Source organism: Aurantimonas sp. (genome assembly GCF_964217435.1).
GTDB classification, from domain to species: domain Bacteria; phylum Pseudomonadota; class Alphaproteobacteria; order Rhizobiales; family Rhizobiaceae; genus Aurantimonas; species Aurantimonas coralicida.
Genome location: NZ_CAXPJM010000054.1, coordinates 57,439 through 72,527 on the forward strand (window position 1 = coordinate 57,439; position 15,089 = coordinate 72,527).

Consider the following 15,089-nt stretch of genomic DNA (forward strand, 5'->3'; position numbering starts at 1 on the left):
TTTGCTTCACCGCGCGAGTTGTGCCAAGTTGAGACAAAATCTGTGCTGTTATGGCGCGACGGACGGCGCATCTGACCCATGTTGTTCATAAGGCAGAGGAAATCCCCGCATGTTCCTCTGCGGTATGCCCGGTGGTTGCCGTCGGGTTTGCGACGGAGCGGTAGTCGCCATGCGCGGCGTGCTGCCGGGGTGACGCCGTCCGGTCTCAGTCCTCGACGAGAATGGTCCCGGCGACCTCGATGCCGAAGCCGGTGAGGCCGACATAGGCGCGCTCATGCGTCGCCACGACCGAGATCGAGCGCACGCCGAGATCGCGCAGGATCTGCGCCCCGACGCCGATCTCCCGCCAGCGCTGCTGGCGCTTCAGGGCACTGCCGTGGCGTTCGCCATCGGCATGGTCGGCAACCGTCTCGCCGGTCTCGAAATCATCGACATTGGGCGTGCGCAGCAGCATCAGGACGCCGGAGCCGTGGCTCTTCAGCCGGTCGACGGCGATCTCCACCCAGGTCTTGGTCTCCCGCGTGCGGCCGAACAGGTCGAGCACCGGCTGTTCGCGGTGGATGCGGGTCGGCACCTTCTCGCCGTCGCGCACGTCGCCGAACACCGCCACCACGTGCTGCATCTGGTCGAAGGGCGTCTCGTAGATGCGCAGCATGGCATCCACGCCGCCGACCTTCATCGGCTCCTCGCGCACGCAGGTGACGAAGGATTCGCGCCGGATGCGGTGGGAGATCAGGTCCTCGATGGAGATGATCTTCAGGCCGTGCTCGCGGGCAAATACCAGCAGTTCAGGCAGCCGCTTCACCGTGCCGTCGTCATTGACGATCTCGGCCAGGACGCCGGCAGGCTCCAGCCCGGCCAGCTTGGCGAGATCGGTGCCCGCCTCGGTGTGGCCGGAGCGGGTGAGGACGCCGCCGTCGCGGGCGATCAGCGGAAAGATGTGGCCCGGCTTCAGGAAGTCGGTGCCCGAGCAATTGTCGTTGGCCAGCGCCCGCACCGTGTTGGTGCGCTCCTCGGCGGAGATGCCGGTGGTCATGCCGACCTTGTAGTCGACGGAGACGGTGAAGGCGGTGCGCATCGGGTCGAGATTGTTGGCGACCATTGGCGGCAGGTTCAGCCGGTCGGCGCGGTCGGCGGTCATCGGCACGCAGATGATGCCGCTGGTGTGGCGGATCATGAAGGCCATCTTTTCCGGCGTCGCCTTCGACGCGGCCATGATCAGGTCGCCCTCGTTCTCGCGGTCGGTGTCGTCGACGACGACGACGAGTTCGCCCTCGGCGATGGCCGCGATGGCCGATTCGATGCTGTCGAGCTGCGTGTCCTGGTCCGTCATGTCCGTCCGCTCCGATTGCAGGTCATACGCCCCGGCATGCCGCCTCGTCTCCGCGACCCCGGCCGGCCGAGCCGGAAGGGCCGTCGCCGCGCCGTCGCGCTTGCTTTCTCGATGCTTTAGGCGCGGGGCGGCCGGCGATCAATGCGGCCGCCCCGAACGCAGTGGTCAGCCGCGACCGCGATAGGGCGGCACGCCGGTCTCCGGGACCCAGGCGCCCTCGGGCGCCGGACCGGTCTGCCAGAACACGTCGATCGGGATGCCGCCGCGCGGATACCAGTAGCCGCCGATGCGCAGCCACAGGGGCTTGGTCGCGGCGACGATGCGCCGGCCGACCGAGACCGTGCAATCCTCGTGGAAGGCGCCGTGATTGCGGAAGCTGGTCAGGAACAGCTTCAGCGACTTCGATTCCACCAGCCGCTCGTCCGGCGCGTAGTCGATGACGAGATGGGCGAAGTCGGGCTGGCCGGTCACCGGGCAGAGCGAGGTGAATTCCGGGCAGGTGAAGCGCACGATGGCCGGGGCGCCGTCGCCGCGCGTATAGGGCACCGTTTCCAGCACCGCCTCTTCGGGCGAGGCGGCGGGACGGGCGTCGCGGCCGAGTTGGGAGAGATCGTCGGGAGAAACCATGGAAGCGTCCGTGAAGCCGTCGGAAGGACTGCGCCGCTTCCTGGGGACAGCGGCGGCGCGAAGCCGTTGCATGTAGGAGCGTGGGCCGGCGATTGATAGGGTGCCGCGATGATCGACAAGCTCGAATATCTCATCATGCTGGCCGGCGAGAAGCATTTTGGCCGCGCCGCCGAACGGCTGGGCATCACCCAGCCGACGCTGTCGGCGGGCCTCCGCCAGCTGGAGGAGCGGCTCGAGGTGACGCTGGTCAATCGCGGCTCGCGGTTCCAGGGCATGACCGAGGAGGGCGAGCGCGTCCTCATCTGGGCGCGGCGGATCACCGACGATCTGCGCACCATGCGCGAGGAGATCCGCACCGTCCGGTCCGGCCTTTCCGGCCATCTGCGGATCGGCGCGGTGCCGACGGCGCTGCCGGTGGTGGCGCGGCTGACGACGCCCTTCCTGGCGCGGCATGCCGATGTGTCCTTCGAGGTCATGTCCCACACCTCGACCGAGCTCGTGCAGGGCGTCGAGAATTTCGAGATCGACGTTGCCCTGACCTATCTCGACGACGAGCGCCTGCGCCGGCTGGATACACGGCCGCTCTATGCCGAGCGCTACTGCCTGGTGACGACCCGCGGCAGCCGCCTGGCCGACAAGGCGAGCGTCACCTGGGAGGAGGCGGCCTCGATCCCGCTCTGCCTCCTGTCGGGCGACATGCAGAACCGGCAGATCCTCAACCGGCATCTGGGGGCCGAAGGGCGGACGTTCCGGGCGGTGATGGAATCGAACTCGATGATCGCGCTGCTGGCGCAGGTGCGGGAGGCGGACCTGGCGACGATCATGCCCTGTCCCTTTGCCGACACGCTGGGCCTCGCCGAACCGATGGTGGCGATCCCCATCACCGATGGCGACGTCAGCTACCGCATCGGGCTGGTCACGGCCCGGCGCGATCCGCGCCCGCCGATCCTGACAGCCTTTTGGGAGGAAAGCGCGCTGCCGGACGCGGCCTGAAGACGTCGCTGCGACGAGGGCGCTTGCGGCGACGCCGGTCTGCTCCACTTGGCAGGGGACCGGCGTGGACGACGATCCGCGCCGCCTGCCGCGAGAAGGACCTGGCATGACCCGCAACCCGTCGACGGGCACGCAGAGCATCGTCTTTCGGGACGGCGCCTTCGCATCGGTGACGCGCCAGGTGCCGGCGGAGACCGCCATCGCCATCTCGGTCAACGGCTCGACCCATGCGGTGATGATGGCGACGCCCTCCCATATCCGGGACCTCGGCATCGGCCTGGCGTTGAACGAGCGCATCGTCACCCGTCCCGACGAGATCGAGCGGATGGAGATCGTCGACAGCGACCTCGGCATCGACTGCCGGCTGTGGCTGAGCGAGGCCCGCGCCGCGACCTACACCGCCCGCCGGCGCCAGATGACCGGGCCGGTGGGCTGCGGTCTCTGCGGCGTGGAATCGCTGGAGCTCGCCGGCCGCGACCTGCCGACCGTCGAAGCGCCAGAATTCTCCGTCGCGCCCGCCGAACTGACCGATGCCGTGGCCAACATGGCGCGGCAGCAGGAGCTGACGCGGCTGACGCGCGCCGTCCACGCGGCGGCGTTTCACCGGCCGGGCGGCCAGATGCTGGTGCTGCGCGAGGATGTCGGCCGGCACAATGCGCTGGACAAGGTGGCCGGGCATCTGGCCGGGGCCGGCATTGATCCCGCGACCGGCTTCCTGACCATCACCAGCCGGGTCTCGGTGGAGCTGATCCAGAAGGCGGCGGTGATGGGTTGCGGCCTGATCGCCGCGATCTCGGCGCCCACCGAACTCGCCATTGCGGAGGCGCAGGCCGCCGGCATCACGCTGGTGGCGGTGGTGCGCGGCGGAAATTTCGAGATCTTCACCCATCCCGCGCGCATCGCGGGCGCCGACGCGGCTTCGACTGATCGTCGCGCAAGTGGCGAGGTCCGGCCCCGGAGCGCCTGACGCTGCCCGGTGGATCGAAACGGGGGAGGTGCGCAACCGGGCGTTAACCATGACGCGATACAACCGGAGCGTCGAAACTCTCCGGATCGCTGTCATGAAACTGTTTCGTGCCGGGGCCGCCATTCTGGCGCTCGCCCTCATTGCCGGCTGCGGCCATAACGAGGCGAGAAGCCTTGCGATGAAGGGCCCGACCGCCACGACTTCGGTCGCCGCGCTCGGTTTCGCGCCCGATGCTTCAGACGGCGCCTTCCCGCTGTTCCAGTCCTTCGCGCCGGTCTCATCCTCGCCGTTGAACGGTCGCACGCTGGAAGTCAGCCACATCTCCGACATCGTGCTGCAACCCAAGGAGGTGGTGCTCACCTTCGATGACGGTCCGATTCCGGGGAAGACCCACAAGATCCTGCGCGCGCTCGACGAATACGGCGTCGGCGCGACCTTCCTGATGGTCGGCCAGATGGCCCGCGCCTATCCGAAGATCGCCCAGGACGTGGCGCTGCACGGCCATACCATCGGCACCCACACCGAGGGCCACGCCAATCTGCGCACCCTCAGCGCCGACGCGGCCATTGCCGAGATCCATCGCGGCCAGCGCAGCGTTTCGGCGGCGCTGGCACCGATCGGCCGGCGTCCGGCGCCGTTCTTCCGCTTTCCCTATCTGGCCGACACGCGGCCGCTGCGCGAGCGCCTGTCGGGCGAGGGCGTCGTGGCGATCGACGTCGACATCGACTCCAAGGACTATTTCCGCGACGCGCCGTCGATCGTGCGCGACCGCACCCTGCTGTCGCTGGAAAAGCACGGCCGCGGCATCGTGCTGTTCCACGACATTCAGTCGCGCACGGCGGCGATGCTGCCGGACTTCCTGCAGGCGCTGCAGGCGCGCGGCTTCAAGGTGGTGCGGCTGGTGCCGGCGGGCCGGCCGTCGGGACCGATGCTCCTGTCCGACGCGAGCTTCTGACGGGCGGCAAGGCGCCGGGGCTCAGGCCCCGAATGTCTCGCTCGGCACCGGGGTGAGCGTCTCGCGCCGATCGCCGCCGGCCTGGCGCCACCGCACCTCGCTGTCATAGAGCCCCTGGAGTTCGGCCTCGCGGGCCTGCAACTGGCGCAAGCGGTCCCGCGTGTCGCGCAGCCGCACGCGCAGGGCCATGGCAACCAGCGAGACCGCGAGGATCACGGCGAGACATCCATAGGCGAGGACCTGGCGCTGCAGCGGATCGTCCACCGGCGCGGTGGCGAGGACGGCGATCAGGGCGAGGAACACCGCCGCCAGGAAGATGACGACGCTGCGCGTCAGGATCAGCGACAGGAGCGCCAGCGCCAGTCCCGCGGCGGCGATGACCGGCTGGCGTGTCGCGATGGCGATCCACGCGTCCCGCCATTCCATCGCGACCGCCATCGATGCCTGCGCCGTCACGCTGTTTCCCCGTCATGCCGACCCTATGCCGGCAGGGTCATCCTAGCCCGCCCGAGGGGGCAAGGGGAGGGGATTCGACGGTCGCCCGGACTGTCCGCCCGGGTCATTCCGCCGGTTCGGAATCCTCGGCCAGTTCCTGTTCCGCCTCGATCGCCGGCTGGCGGGTGAAGCCCTTGATGCCGGCATGCTGGTTGCGGTCGCGCTCGATCTCCACCGGCGAGGTGGCATAGGCGGTGATCAGCTCCGACAGCGAGCGCAGGGCGTGCATGTGGATGCGCTCGTAGCCATGCGAGGCATCGACGCCGAAGGTGATGAGGGCGGTGCGCACGTCGTGGCCGGCCTCGATCGCCGAGGCCGAATCCGAGCGGTAGAACTTGAAGATGTCCTTCTGGTAGCTGATGTCCTCGTCGATGCAGAGCCGCACCAGCTTCTTGGTCAGATGGAAGTCGAACGGGCCGGACTGGTCGGACATGCCGATGGTCACGCCGAATTCCGACGAGTTCTGGCCGGGCGCCGAGGTGCCGTTGTCGACGGCGATCATCGAGGCGACGTCGGGGGTCAGGATCGAGGCGGCGCCGACGCCGACCTCCTCGGCGATGGTGAACAGCCAGTGGATGTCCACCGGCGTCGAGACGCCCTCGCGCTCCATCGCCTCGATCGCCGCCAGCATCACCGCGACGCCGGCCTTGTTGTCGAGATGGCGCGAGACGATGAAGCCGTTCTCCATGAATTCGGGCTGCGGATCGATGGCGACCGTGTCGCCGATCTCGATCTTCAGCTTGTCGAGCTCCTCGCGATTGCGCGACAGGGCGTCGACGCGCATTTCGACATAGTCCCAGCCCACCGGCATGGTGTCGATTTCCATGTTGTAGGTATGGCCCGAGGCCTTCAGCGGCAGGATGGTGCCGCGATAGGTGCCGGCCTCGGTGAACAGCGTCGCGCGGGCGCCTTCGGCAAAGCGCGCCGACCACATGCCGATCGGCACCAGTTCCAGCCGGCCATTGTCCTTGAGCTGCTTCACCTGCGCGCCGAGCGTGTCGAGATGGCTGACGATGGCGCGGGCCGAGGCTCGGCGCGAGCCCTGGCGGACGGCCGAGATGGCGCCGCGGCGGGTCAGTTCGGCGGTCAGGCCGAGGCGCTCCAGCTCCTTGGCGACATGGCGCACGATGGTGTCCGTGTAACCGGTCGGACTGGGGATGGTGAGCAGCGCCTTGAGCTGGTCCGTCAGATACTGGGCATCGATGGCAAGCCGCGGCACTATTCGTCCTTCCGTGATTTCTGCTGCTGATTCCTGGCTGCGCGCACTGAAAACGGTATCGACAGGGGAAACAAGAGGTCGATGAAACGCTCGGCCGTCGGCTGCGGCTCGTGATTGGCCAGACCCGGCCGCTCGTTGGCCTCGATGAAGACGTAGTCGGGACGGCGCGGATCCTTGACCATCAGGTCGATGCCGGTCACCGGGATCTCGATCGCGCGGGCCGCCGCGATGGCCGCCTGGACCAGCGTCGGATGGACCTCGCCGGTGACGTCGTGGATGGTCCCGCCGGTGTGCAGATTGGCCGTCTTGCGGACCGCGATCCATTCGCCCTTGGGCAGGACGGAATCCATGTCGTAGCCGGCATTCTTCACGCAGCGCGCCGTCTCGGCGTCGTCGGGAATGCGGCTTTCGCCGCCGGTGGCGGCGGCGCGGCGACGCGACAGATGCTCGATCAGCTCGCGCACGCTGGAGCGGCCGTCGCCGGTGATGTGCGGCGGGCGGCGCAGCGCGGCGGCCACCAGCCGGTAGTCGATGACGATGAGCCGCAGATCCTCGCCGTTGAAGCACGCTTCCAGGAGCACCCGGTCGGATTGCTGGCGGGCCGCGGCGATGGCGGTCTTCGCGTCCTCCAGATTGTCGATGCCGACGGCGATGCCACGGCCCTGTTCGCCGCGCGCCGGCTTCACCACGATGCTGCTATGGGTCTCGATGAAGGCGGCGATGGCCTCGTCGCCGACATCCGCGTCCATCTGTTCGGGCACCTTGACGCCGGCCGCCTCGACGGTGCGCCGGGTGACCGACTTGTCGTCGCAGATCGACATGGCGATGGCGGAGGTGAGCTCCGACAGGCTCTCGCGGCAATGGATCGTGCGACCGCCCTGGGTCAGGCGGAAGAAGCCGCCCGGCGCGTCGGTGACCTCGGCATGGATGCCGCGCCGCCGGGCCTCGTCGACGATGATCCGGGCGTAGGGATTGAGATGGTCGTAATCGTCGTCGGTGCCGGTGAACAGCTTCTCGTTGATCTCGTTCTTGCGCTTCACGGCGAAATACGGGACCCGGTAGAAGCCGAGCTTGTCGTAGAGGGCGATCGCCTTGTCGTTGTCGTGCATCACCGACAGATCCATGAAGGCGCATTCGCGCGCCTGGAAATGCTCGGCGAGGCGCCGCACCAGCGCTTCGCCGATGCCGGGCTGGGTGGCCTGCGGATCGACGGCCAGGCACCAGAGCGAGGAGCCGTTCTCCGGGTCGTTGAACGCGCGGCGATTGTGGACGCCGGTGACGGTGCCGATGATCGCGCCGGTGGTCTCGTCCTCGGCGACGAAATAGGTCAGCGCCCGGTTGTCGCGGTTCGACCAGAAGAAGCCGGGATGCACCTGCACCATGCCGCGGCTCTGGTAGATGCGGTTGACCTCGTTGGCATCCTGTTCCGACGACATGCGGCGGATGAAATAGCCGCGCGGCCGGCGCGGATCGCTACGATAGGTGGCGAGGTCCAGCCGGTAGGTGTGGGACGGGTCGAGAAAGATCTCCTGCGGCGCGTGGCTGAGCAGGACATGCGGATCGCGCACATAGAAGGCAATGTCGCGCCGCGCCGTGCCTTCCTCGCGCAGGCTGCTGACCAGTTCTTTCGGGTCGTCGAAGGTCTGGCCGAAGACCAGCCGGCCCCAGCCGCAATCGAGAATGGCGTTTTCCTGCGCCTGGTAGGCGGCACCGCCCGGCTGGTTGATCGGCGGTTTCATGCCGTCGCGATGCATCCGCCGCAGGCGGTGCTTGTCGACCCCGTGCTGCTGCTTGTCTCTCATGTCGGCCATGGCGCGATCACAGCTCCTGCTGCTGAAGCCACATTTCCAGAAGCGCGACCTGCCAGAGTTCCGAGCCGCGCAGCGGCGTGATGTGGTCCGCCGGATTGGCGAACAGCGTGTCGAGATAGTCGTCGCGGAACAGGCCGCGCGAACGGGCGCTGTCTGAGCGCAGCGTGTCCTGCACCATGTCGAGATAGGGGCCGGAAATGTATTTGAGCTGCGGGACCGGGAAATAGCCCTTCTTGCGGTCGATCACCTCGGACGGGACGACCTGCCGGGCGACCTCCTTGAGAACGCCCTTGCCCTCCTGCTTGAGCTTTTCCTCGGCCGGCACGCGCGCGGCCAGCTCGACCAGCTCGTGGTCGAGGAACGGCACCCGCGCCTCCAGGCCCCAGGCCATGGTCATGTTGTCGACGCGCTTGACCGGATCGTCCACCAGCATGATGTGGGCGTCGACCCGCAGTGCCTTGTCGACCGGGTTGGTGGCGCCGGCCATGGCGAAATGGCGCTCGACGAATTCGCGGCTGACATCGCTGTCGGCATGCCATTCCGGCGAGATCTGCCGGCGCAGCGTCTCGTCGGAGCGGTCGAAGAAGGCGCGGCTGTAGGCGGCCAGCGGATCGTTGGCGCCGACCATCGGCGGGTACCAGTGATAGCCGCCGAAGATCTCGTCGGCGCCCTGGCCCGACTGGACCACCTTGATGTGCTTGGAGACCTCGCGCGACAGAAGATAGAAGCCGACATTGTCGTAGGAGACCATCGGCTCCGACATGGCGGCGATGGTGCCCGGCAGATGCTCCATCAGCTCCGAGCCCGGCACGAAGATCTTGTGGTGCTCGGTGCCGTAGTGATTGGCGATCAGGTCGGAGAACTCGAACTCGTTGCCGACCTCGCCATTGGCGTCCTCGAAGCCGATCGAGAAGGTGTTGAGGTCCTTCTGGCCGGCCTCGGCGAGAAGTCCGACGATGAGCGAGGAATCGACGCCGCCCGACAGCAGCACGCCGACCGGCACGTCGGCGACCATGCGGCGCGCGACGGCGGTCTTCAGCGACTCCATGACGAGGTCGCGCCAGTCGTTGGAGGACAGCTTCTCGTCGCCCGGCAGCGGAGCGAAGTTCGGCGCCCAGAACATCTCGTCGCTGTAGCTGCCGTCGGCCTCGATCAGCCGCGTCGTCGCCGGCTGCAGCTTGCGCACGCCCTTCACGATGGTCAGCGGCGGCGGCACCACCGCGTGGAACGTCATGTAGTGGTGCAGCGCCTCGCGGTCGATCGAGGTGTCGACGTCACCGGTGCGCAGGATCGCCTGCAGCGACGAGCCGACATAGAGGCGCTTGTCATTCTGCGACAGATAGAGCGGCTTGATGCCGAAGCGGTCGCGGGCGAGCAGCACCCGGCCGGTCTCCCGCTCGTGCAGGACGAAGGCGAACATGCCGTGGAAGCGCTTGACGCAGTCGCGGCCCCAGGCGTGGTACGCCTTCAGGATCACCTCGGTATCGCCGTGGGAGAAGAAGCGGTAGCCCTTGCCCTCCAGCTCCTGGCGCAGTTCCGGGTAATTGTAGATGCAGCCGTTGAAGGCGATGGTCAGGCCGAGATCGGGATCGACCATCGGCTGCTCGGCCTTCTCGCTCAGATCGATGATCTTCAGCCGGCGATGGCCGAGACCGACCCGGCCGCGCACCACCTGACCGGAGCCGTCCGGGCCGCGGCGCTCGAGGCAGGCGGACATTCTGGAAATGCGTTCCGGCGACGCCGAATTTCCGTCAAACCGGATCTCACCGCAAATTCCGCACATGTCGCCTCCAGAGCCTGTCTCGTCGTCGTGGCGCCCGCCTGCGATGCGGCCGGGCGCTCGGGTGAAACGGGCATATAGGCCGCGCCGGCCGGACATGAACCGAAGCGGCCGAGATTTTGCCGCGGTGCAGCGAGGTCGCGCCGCGGCAGGCCGCCCTCAGGGCCGCAGGAAGACCTTGCCGCGGTTCATGCCCTCGAGAGCCCCGGCGAGCCGGTCCGGCGCCTCGGCGAGCGGGATCGTCTCGGCGACATCGGTCTTCCAGGCGCCGCTGATGAAGCGTTTCTGTACTTCGGTGAAGGCTTCGACGCGCTGCTCGGGCGTCGCGCGGCCGAGCCATTCGGTCAGCCAGAAGCCCTCGATGACCTTCTTCATGAACACCATCTGGCCGAGTGCCGGCAGGCGGGGCGCCTCCTGCGAGAGCTTGCCGTAGATCACCCAGTGCGACCCGGCCGGCATGGCCGAGAAGATCGTCGCCGAATGATTGTCCGCCACGGCGTCGAGCAGCATCTTCGGCTGGTTCTGCTTCATCGCCTGCAGGAGCATCTCTTCGAAATCCTCCCGGGCGGTGTTCAGCACCGTGCCCGCGCCGAGGCCTTCGAGCGTGCTGCGATGCTCCTCGCGGCGCACGACCGCGATGGCGTGCATGCCCATGTCACGGGCGAGCGAGGCCATCAGCTTGCAGAGCTGGCTGGCGCCGGCGGTCATCACGAAGGAATTCGCGCCGTGCTCCTTGGCCAGATGCACCATGGCCCAGGCGCTGAGCGGATTGACGATCAGCGCCGCCGCATCCTCGTCGCGCATCTGCGGGGCCAGCGGGACGACCGCACCGGCATCGGTGAGGGCATATTGCGCCCAGGCGCCGGTCCCGGTGCGCGCCACCGAGACGGCGACGCGCTGGCCGACCAGCTTGGCCGCCGCCGGGTCTTCGCCGGCCGCCACGACCTCGCCCATCGCCTCGAAGCCGGCGGCGACGCCCTTGCGCCGCGGCTGTCCGTACTCGCCCTTGATGTAGTGGAGATCGGACGGGTTGATGTTGGCAAGGCCGATGCGGACCAGCACCTGCCGGCCTTCCGGCTTCGGCACGGCGATCTCCTCCAGCGAGACCCAGTCCTTCAGATCCGCGATGGTCGGGCCTTCGGCGGTGCCGGAATAGCCGTCATATTTGAGGACGAGCGCCTGCATCGTATCGGGAATGGCGGACATGGATGTCTCCGGAAACGGGATGTCTTGTGTGCGAACGCGTGACCGGGCCGTCGGTTTCGGCCCGGCGGAGGCTGCATCTTACGGAACGAGGACGATCTTGCCGGTGGTCTGGCGGTCGTGCATGCGGCGCAGGACATCGGCGGCATCGGCGAGCTTCGCCCGCTCCGAAACGTGCGGGCGGACGCTGCCGTCGACGGCCCAGCCCATCAGCTCGCGCATGTTCTCGGCGAAGACTTCTGGCTCCTTGCGGGTGAAGGCGCCCCAGAACACGCCGACGAGGCTGTAGCCCTTCACCAGGGCAAGATTGACCGGCAGCTTCGGGATGGTGCCCGAGGCAAAGCCGATGACCAGGAGGCGGCCGTTCCACGCCATCGACCGAGCCAGCGCGTCGAAGGCCTCGCCGCCGACGGGGTCGAAGGCGACGTCGACGCCGGCGCCGTCGGTCAGCCGCTTGATGTCGCCGCGCAGATCGTCGTAGCCGATCGCCTCGTCGGCGCCCTCGGCCTTGGCCAGCGCCTGCTTTTCGGCCGACGAGGCGACGGCGATCACCCGCGCGCCCATGGTCTTGCCGATCTGGATGGCGGCAAGCCCGGTGGCGCCGGCTGCGCCGAGGACGAGCAGCGTCTCGCCGGGCTTGAGGTCGGCGCGCTGCTTCAGCGCATGATGGGCGGTGCCGTAGCCGCAGACGAGGGCGCAGGCGATGCCGGCATCGAAGCCGTCGGGCAGGGGCATGGCCGCGGCCTCGTCCACCGCGACCTTCTCGGCAAAGGCGCCGAGCCGCATCGAGGCGACGACCCGGTCGCCGATCTTGAGCCGGCTCACCTCGGGGCCGACCGCGACGACCCTACCGGCGCTTTCCATGCCCGGAACGAAGGGCAGATCGGGCTTGGCCTGATACAGCCCCTGGACGAGCAGGCCGTCCGGATAGTTCACGCCGACCACCTCGGCCTCGATGACGACCTCGCGGCCCGAGGGCCACGGTTCATCGACATCCTTGTAGGCGAGGTTCTCGATCGGACCGTAGTCTTCGCAGACGATGGCTTTCATGGAAGTTCCTAAGGGCTTGCGGCCGACGCCGTCACGGCATCGCGGTTGCGCGGAGGCTGCGCAGACGGGGCCGGCCAGGTTTCAGGACAGGCGTTCGGCGATCCACAGCTTGATCAGCGCCTGGCGGGTCACGCCGAGGCGCCGTGCTTGCTGGTCCAGACCCGTCACGACCCAGGCGGGGAAGTCGACATTGACGCGCCGGGTTTCGACATTGGGCCGCCGGGCCTTCGACCAGTCGATCTGGTCGCTCACATCCTCGCCGGCGTCGAATGCCGCATCGAGATCATGCGCTTTCATAGAATGCGACCTCCTGTTGTCTGGCCCGCCGCACGGAAATCAGCCGGACCCTGCCGGCGCGAACGGCATAGATGGCCGCCCAGTGTTTCTCGCCGATCCGGCCGATCGCCAGGAAGCGGGGTTCGTCGTCGGTGCGGGCCGGCGCCTCGATCATCCACGGATCGTTCCAGATGCGCTGGGCCTCCTCGAAGTCGATACCGTGCTTGGCCTTGTTCGCCGTGCTCTTGTTCGGATCGTACTCGAACTGCATGGGTCATATTGGTATGGAAACGGCGCAGTTTCCATACCTTTCCACCATGCTCACCGAGGCGGCCTGACCGCCCCGGTCTCGCAAGTCCGGCGTCAGACCTTCTGCTGGGTGTGCTTGGCCAGTTCCCAGCGCGCCACCTGACGGCGGTGCACGGCGTCGGGGCCGTCGGCAAGCCGCAGGGTGCGGACATGGGTCCACATGCGGGCCAGCGGCGTGTCCTGGGAAATGCCTTCGCCGCCGAACATCTGTACCGCCTCGTCGATCACCGACAGGGCGACGTTGGGGGCGACGACCTTGATCTGGCTGATCCAGGGCGCGGCGGCCCGCTGGTCGCCCTGGTCCATCATCCAGGCCGCCTTCAGGCAGAGCAGGCGGGCCATCTCGATATCCATGCGGCACTTGGCGATGATGTCGTAATTGGCGCCGAGCTGGGCCAGCGGCTTGCCGAAGGCCTCGCGGCGCAGCGAGCGGGCGCACATCATCTCCAGCGCCGCCTCGGCATGGCCGATGGCGCGCATGCAATGGTGGATGCGGCCGGGTCCGAGCCGGCCCTGGGCCACTTCGAAGCCGCGGCCTTCCTCCAGGATCATTGCCGATTTCGGCACCCGCACGTCGGTGAAGCGGATATGCATGTGGCCGTGGGGCGCGTCGTCGTCGCCATAGACGGTCATGGCGCGCAGGATCTCGATGCCCGGCGTGTCGGCCGGCACCAGGATCATCGAATGGCGCTTGTGCTTGGGCAGGTCATCGCCGCCGGTCTTGACCATGACGATGTAGATCTCGCAGCGCGGATCGCCGGCGCCGGACGACCACCATTTCTCGCCGTTCAGCACGTAGTCGTCGCCGTCGGCGACGCAGGGCATCGACACGTTGGTTGCGTCGGAGGAGGCGACATCCGGCTCGGTCATCAGATAGGCCGAGCGGATCTCGCCATCGAGCAGGCGGGGCAGCCACGGCGCCTGCTGCTCGGGCGTGCAATAGCGCTCGAAGACTTCCATGTTGCCGGTGTCGGGAGCCGAGCAGTTGAAGGTCTCGGCGCCCAGATGCGTCTTGCCCATCTCCTCGGCGAGATAGGCATATTCGACGGTGGAGAGGCCGTAGCCGCGCTCGGAATCGGTCAGCCAGAAATTCCACAGTTTGCGGCTCTTGGCCGTCGCCTTCAGCCCTTCGAGGATTTCCTTCTGGCGCGCGGTGTAGACCCAGCGGCCTTCCTTCGGCACCTCGGCCAGGAATTCCTCGCCGGCCGGCGTGATCTCGTTGCGGACCATGTCGCGCACCGCCGCGTGGATCGGCTTCAGCCGCTCGGTCATGCCCAGCGCCATCGCGCCGTTCTGTTCGTTCATCGGTCGAATTCCTCCTCAAGAATGCTGTCGTCGGCACCGGCGCCGCGCAATGCAAAGAATGCCAGGTCGCGGGCGATAGTCCGGCGATCGTCCGCCGTCTCGCCGTCCCGCTCCCGATACCAGAAGACCGGCGAGTTGATCACCGCCAGGAATGTCTTGCCCGCCAGGGAGATGTCGCTCGTCGCCGGCAGGTCGCCCTGGGTCCGCGCCTCGGCGATCACCCCGCGGAACAGCGCCTCGTAGCGGTCCCGCTCGGCGATCAGCGTGTCGAGCGACGCCTTGTCTTCCGGCGTCGTCGGATTGTTGAGATGCCGCGAGACGCCCTGCAGGATCACCAGCTGGAAGTGCACCTCGTGCATCATCGTCATGATGTGCGCCTCGGCCATGGCCCGCAGCCGCGTCACCGCCCGGTCGCGCGACTGGGCATGCGGGGTGACGGCGGCGAAATCCAGCGTCATGCCGTGCTGGCAGACGTCGAAGAACAGATCATTCTTCGAGCGGTAGTAATGATAGACGATGCCCTTGGTCGCGCCCATGCGGCGGGCGACGTCGTCGATGGACGCCGCCGCATAGCCGCTCTCGCCGAAGGCCTTGGCCGCGGCGGCCAGGATTGCCGCCCGCACGCCGTCCGGATCGCCATCACCGCCGCGCGCTGCCACGAAGTCCCGGTCGCGCCGCGAGCGCGACGGCGCCGCCCGGCGCGGCCGGGCCCCGATCTCCTGAGTATCGCCTGTGGTTCTCGCGCTCGTCATCCTGTCACCACTGG

Annotated in this window: 15 protein-coding genes; 3 read left to right on the forward strand and 12 right to left on the reverse strand. The window is 67.8% G+C overall.

What is annotated here, in order from left to right; all coding sequences use genetic code 11:
* Positions 1-205: 205 nt before the first annotated feature.
* The gene (gene ribB, locus ACEQX1_RS18455) at positions 206-1,333 is read right to left on the reverse strand and encodes a 3,4-dihydroxy-2-butanone-4-phosphate synthase (RefSeq protein ID WP_230786540.1); all 1,128 of its coding nucleotides are present in this window, start codon (positions 1,331-1,333) and stop codon (positions 206-208) included.
* A gap of 165 nt (positions 1,334-1,498) precedes the next feature.
* A complete protein-coding gene (queF, locus tag ACEQX1_RS18460) occupies positions 1,499-1,960 on the reverse strand; it encodes a preQ(1) synthase (RefSeq protein WP_024349603.1) in 462 nt (153 codons plus the stop codon).
* A gap of 108 nt (positions 1,961-2,068) precedes the next feature.
* On the opposite strand from queF, the gene ACEQX1_RS18465 reads away from it, so the two are divergent.
* The 3 genes from ACEQX1_RS18465 (at position 2,069) to ACEQX1_RS18475 (ending at position 4,875) form a co-directional block, all read left to right on the forward strand.
* On the forward strand, positions 2,069-2,953 hold the full coding sequence (locus ACEQX1_RS18465; protein WP_370196011.1) for a LysR family transcriptional regulator: 885 nt from the start codon (positions 2,069-2,071) through the stop codon (positions 2,951-2,953).
* 106 nt (positions 2,954-3,059) lie between these two features.
* The gene (fdhD, locus tag ACEQX1_RS18470; protein WP_370196013.1) at positions 3,060-3,920 is read left to right on the forward strand and encodes a formate dehydrogenase accessory sulfurtransferase FdhD; all 861 of its coding nucleotides are present in this window, start codon (positions 3,060-3,062) and stop codon (positions 3,918-3,920) included.
* Positions 3,921-4,014: 94 nt separating this feature from the next.
* Positions 4,015-4,875, forward strand: a complete 861-nt coding sequence (locus tag ACEQX1_RS18475; RefSeq protein WP_188076092.1) for a polysaccharide deacetylase family protein — start codon at positions 4,015-4,017, stop codon at positions 4,873-4,875.
* 21 nt (positions 4,876-4,896) lie between these two features.
* Here the strand turns inward: ACEQX1_RS18475 and ACEQX1_RS18480 are convergent, their stop codons facing one another.
* From ACEQX1_RS18480 to ACEQX1_RS18525, 10 genes are all read right to left on the reverse strand, one after another.
* Complete coding sequence (locus ACEQX1_RS18480; RefSeq protein ID WP_370197328.1) at positions 4,897-5,331, reverse strand: hypothetical protein; 435 nt, start codon at positions 5,329-5,331, stop codon at positions 4,897-4,899.
* A 103-nt stretch (positions 5,332-5,434) separates the two neighbouring features.
* Positions 5,435-6,589, reverse strand: a complete 1,155-nt coding sequence (locus tag ACEQX1_RS18485) for an osmoprotectant NAGGN system M42 family peptidase (protein ID WP_024349608.1) — start codon at positions 6,587-6,589, stop codon at positions 5,435-5,437.
* Complete coding sequence (gene ngg, locus ACEQX1_RS18490; RefSeq protein ID WP_024349609.1) at positions 6,589-8,400, reverse strand: N-acetylglutaminylglutamine synthetase; 1,812 nt, start codon at positions 8,398-8,400, stop codon at positions 6,589-6,591. Before ngg ends, ACEQX1_RS18485 begins: the two co-directional genes overlap by 1 nt.
* Before the next feature lie 7 nt (positions 8,401-8,407).
* A complete protein-coding gene (locus tag ACEQX1_RS18495; protein ID WP_370196023.1) occupies positions 8,408-10,183 on the reverse strand; it encodes an N-acetylglutaminylglutamine amidotransferase in 1,776 nt (591 codons plus the stop codon).
* A 156-nt stretch (positions 10,184-10,339) separates the two neighbouring features.
* Positions 10,340-11,386, reverse strand: coding sequence for an alcohol dehydrogenase catalytic domain-containing protein (locus ACEQX1_RS18500; RefSeq protein WP_370196024.1), 1,047 nt, complete (start codon positions 11,384-11,386; stop codon positions 10,340-10,342).
* A 78-nt stretch (positions 11,387-11,464) separates the two neighbouring features.
* Entirely contained in the window at positions 11,465-12,433 is a 969-nt protein-coding gene (locus ACEQX1_RS18505) for an NADPH:quinone oxidoreductase family protein (RefSeq protein ID WP_370196025.1), read from the reverse strand.
* 81 nt (positions 12,434-12,514) lie between these two features.
* On the reverse strand, positions 12,515-12,730 hold the full coding sequence (gene brnA, locus ACEQX1_RS18510; protein WP_024349613.1) for a type II toxin-antitoxin system BrnA family antitoxin: 216 nt from the start codon (positions 12,728-12,730) through the stop codon (positions 12,515-12,517).
* Positions 12,717-12,980, reverse strand: coding sequence for a BrnT family toxin (locus ACEQX1_RS18515; RefSeq protein ID WP_370196027.1), 264 nt, complete (start codon positions 12,978-12,980; stop codon positions 12,717-12,719). The genes brnA and ACEQX1_RS18515 overlap by 14 nt, the downstream gene beginning before the upstream one ends.
* 92 nt (positions 12,981-13,072) lie before the next feature.
* A complete protein-coding gene (locus ACEQX1_RS18520) occupies positions 13,073-14,302 on the reverse strand; it encodes an acyl-CoA dehydrogenase family protein (RefSeq protein ID WP_277021833.1) in 1,230 nt (409 codons plus the stop codon).
* A gap of 17 nt (positions 14,303-14,319) precedes the next feature.
* Positions 14,320-15,075: a TetR/AcrR family transcriptional regulator gene (locus ACEQX1_RS18525; protein ID WP_370196029.1), complete on the reverse strand. Its 756-nt coding sequence runs from the start codon at positions 15,073-15,075 to the stop codon at positions 14,320-14,322.
* Between the last annotated feature and the right edge of the window lie 14 nt (positions 15,076-15,089).

Bases quoted from the DNA above. Each gene is read 5' to 3' on its own strand.
- ACEQX1_RS18500 (WP_370196024.1), bottom strand. From the start codon at position 11,386: ATGTCCGCCATTCCCGATACGATGCAGGCGCTCGTCCTCAAATATGAC.
- brnA (WP_024349613.1), bottom strand. From the start codon at position 12,730: ATGAAAGCGCATGATCTCGATGCGGCATTCGACGCCGGCGAGGATGTG.
- ACEQX1_RS18465 (WP_370196011.1), top strand. From the start codon at position 2,069: ATGATCGACAAGCTCGAATATCTCATCATGCTGGCCGGCGAGAAGCAT.
- ACEQX1_RS18515 (WP_370196027.1), bottom strand. From the start codon at position 12,980: ATGCAGTTCGAGTACGATCCGAACAAGAGCACGGCGAACAAGGCCAAG.
- fdhD (WP_370196013.1), top strand. From the start codon at position 3,060: ATGACCCGCAACCCGTCGACGGGCACGCAGAGCATCGTCTTTCGGGAC.
- ACEQX1_RS18525 (WP_370196029.1), bottom strand. From the start codon at position 15,075: ATGACGAGCGCGAGAACCACAGGCGATACTCAGGAGATCGGGGCCCGG.
- ribB (WP_230786540.1), bottom strand. From the start codon at position 1,333: ATGACGGACCAGGACACGCAGCTCGACAGCATCGAATCGGCCATCGCG.
- ACEQX1_RS18520 (WP_277021833.1), bottom strand. From the start codon at position 14,302: ATGGCGCTGGGCATGACCGAGCGGCTGAAGCCGATCCACGCGGCGGTG.
- ACEQX1_RS18475 (WP_188076092.1), top strand. From the start codon at position 4,015: ATGAAACTGTTTCGTGCCGGGGCCGCCATTCTGGCGCTCGCCCTCATT.
- ngg (WP_024349609.1), bottom strand. From the start codon at position 8,400: ATGGCCGACATGAGAGACAAGCAGCAGCACGGGGTCGACAAGCACCGC.
- ACEQX1_RS18495 (WP_370196023.1), bottom strand. From the start codon at position 10,183: ATGTGCGGAATTTGCGGTGAGATCCGGTTTGACGGAAATTCGGCGTCG.
- ACEQX1_RS18505 (WP_370196025.1), bottom strand. From the start codon at position 12,433: ATGAAAGCCATCGTCTGCGAAGACTACGGTCCGATCGAGAACCTCGCC.
- queF (WP_024349603.1), bottom strand. From the start codon at position 1,960: ATGGTTTCTCCCGACGATCTCTCCCAACTCGGCCGCGACGCCCGTCCC.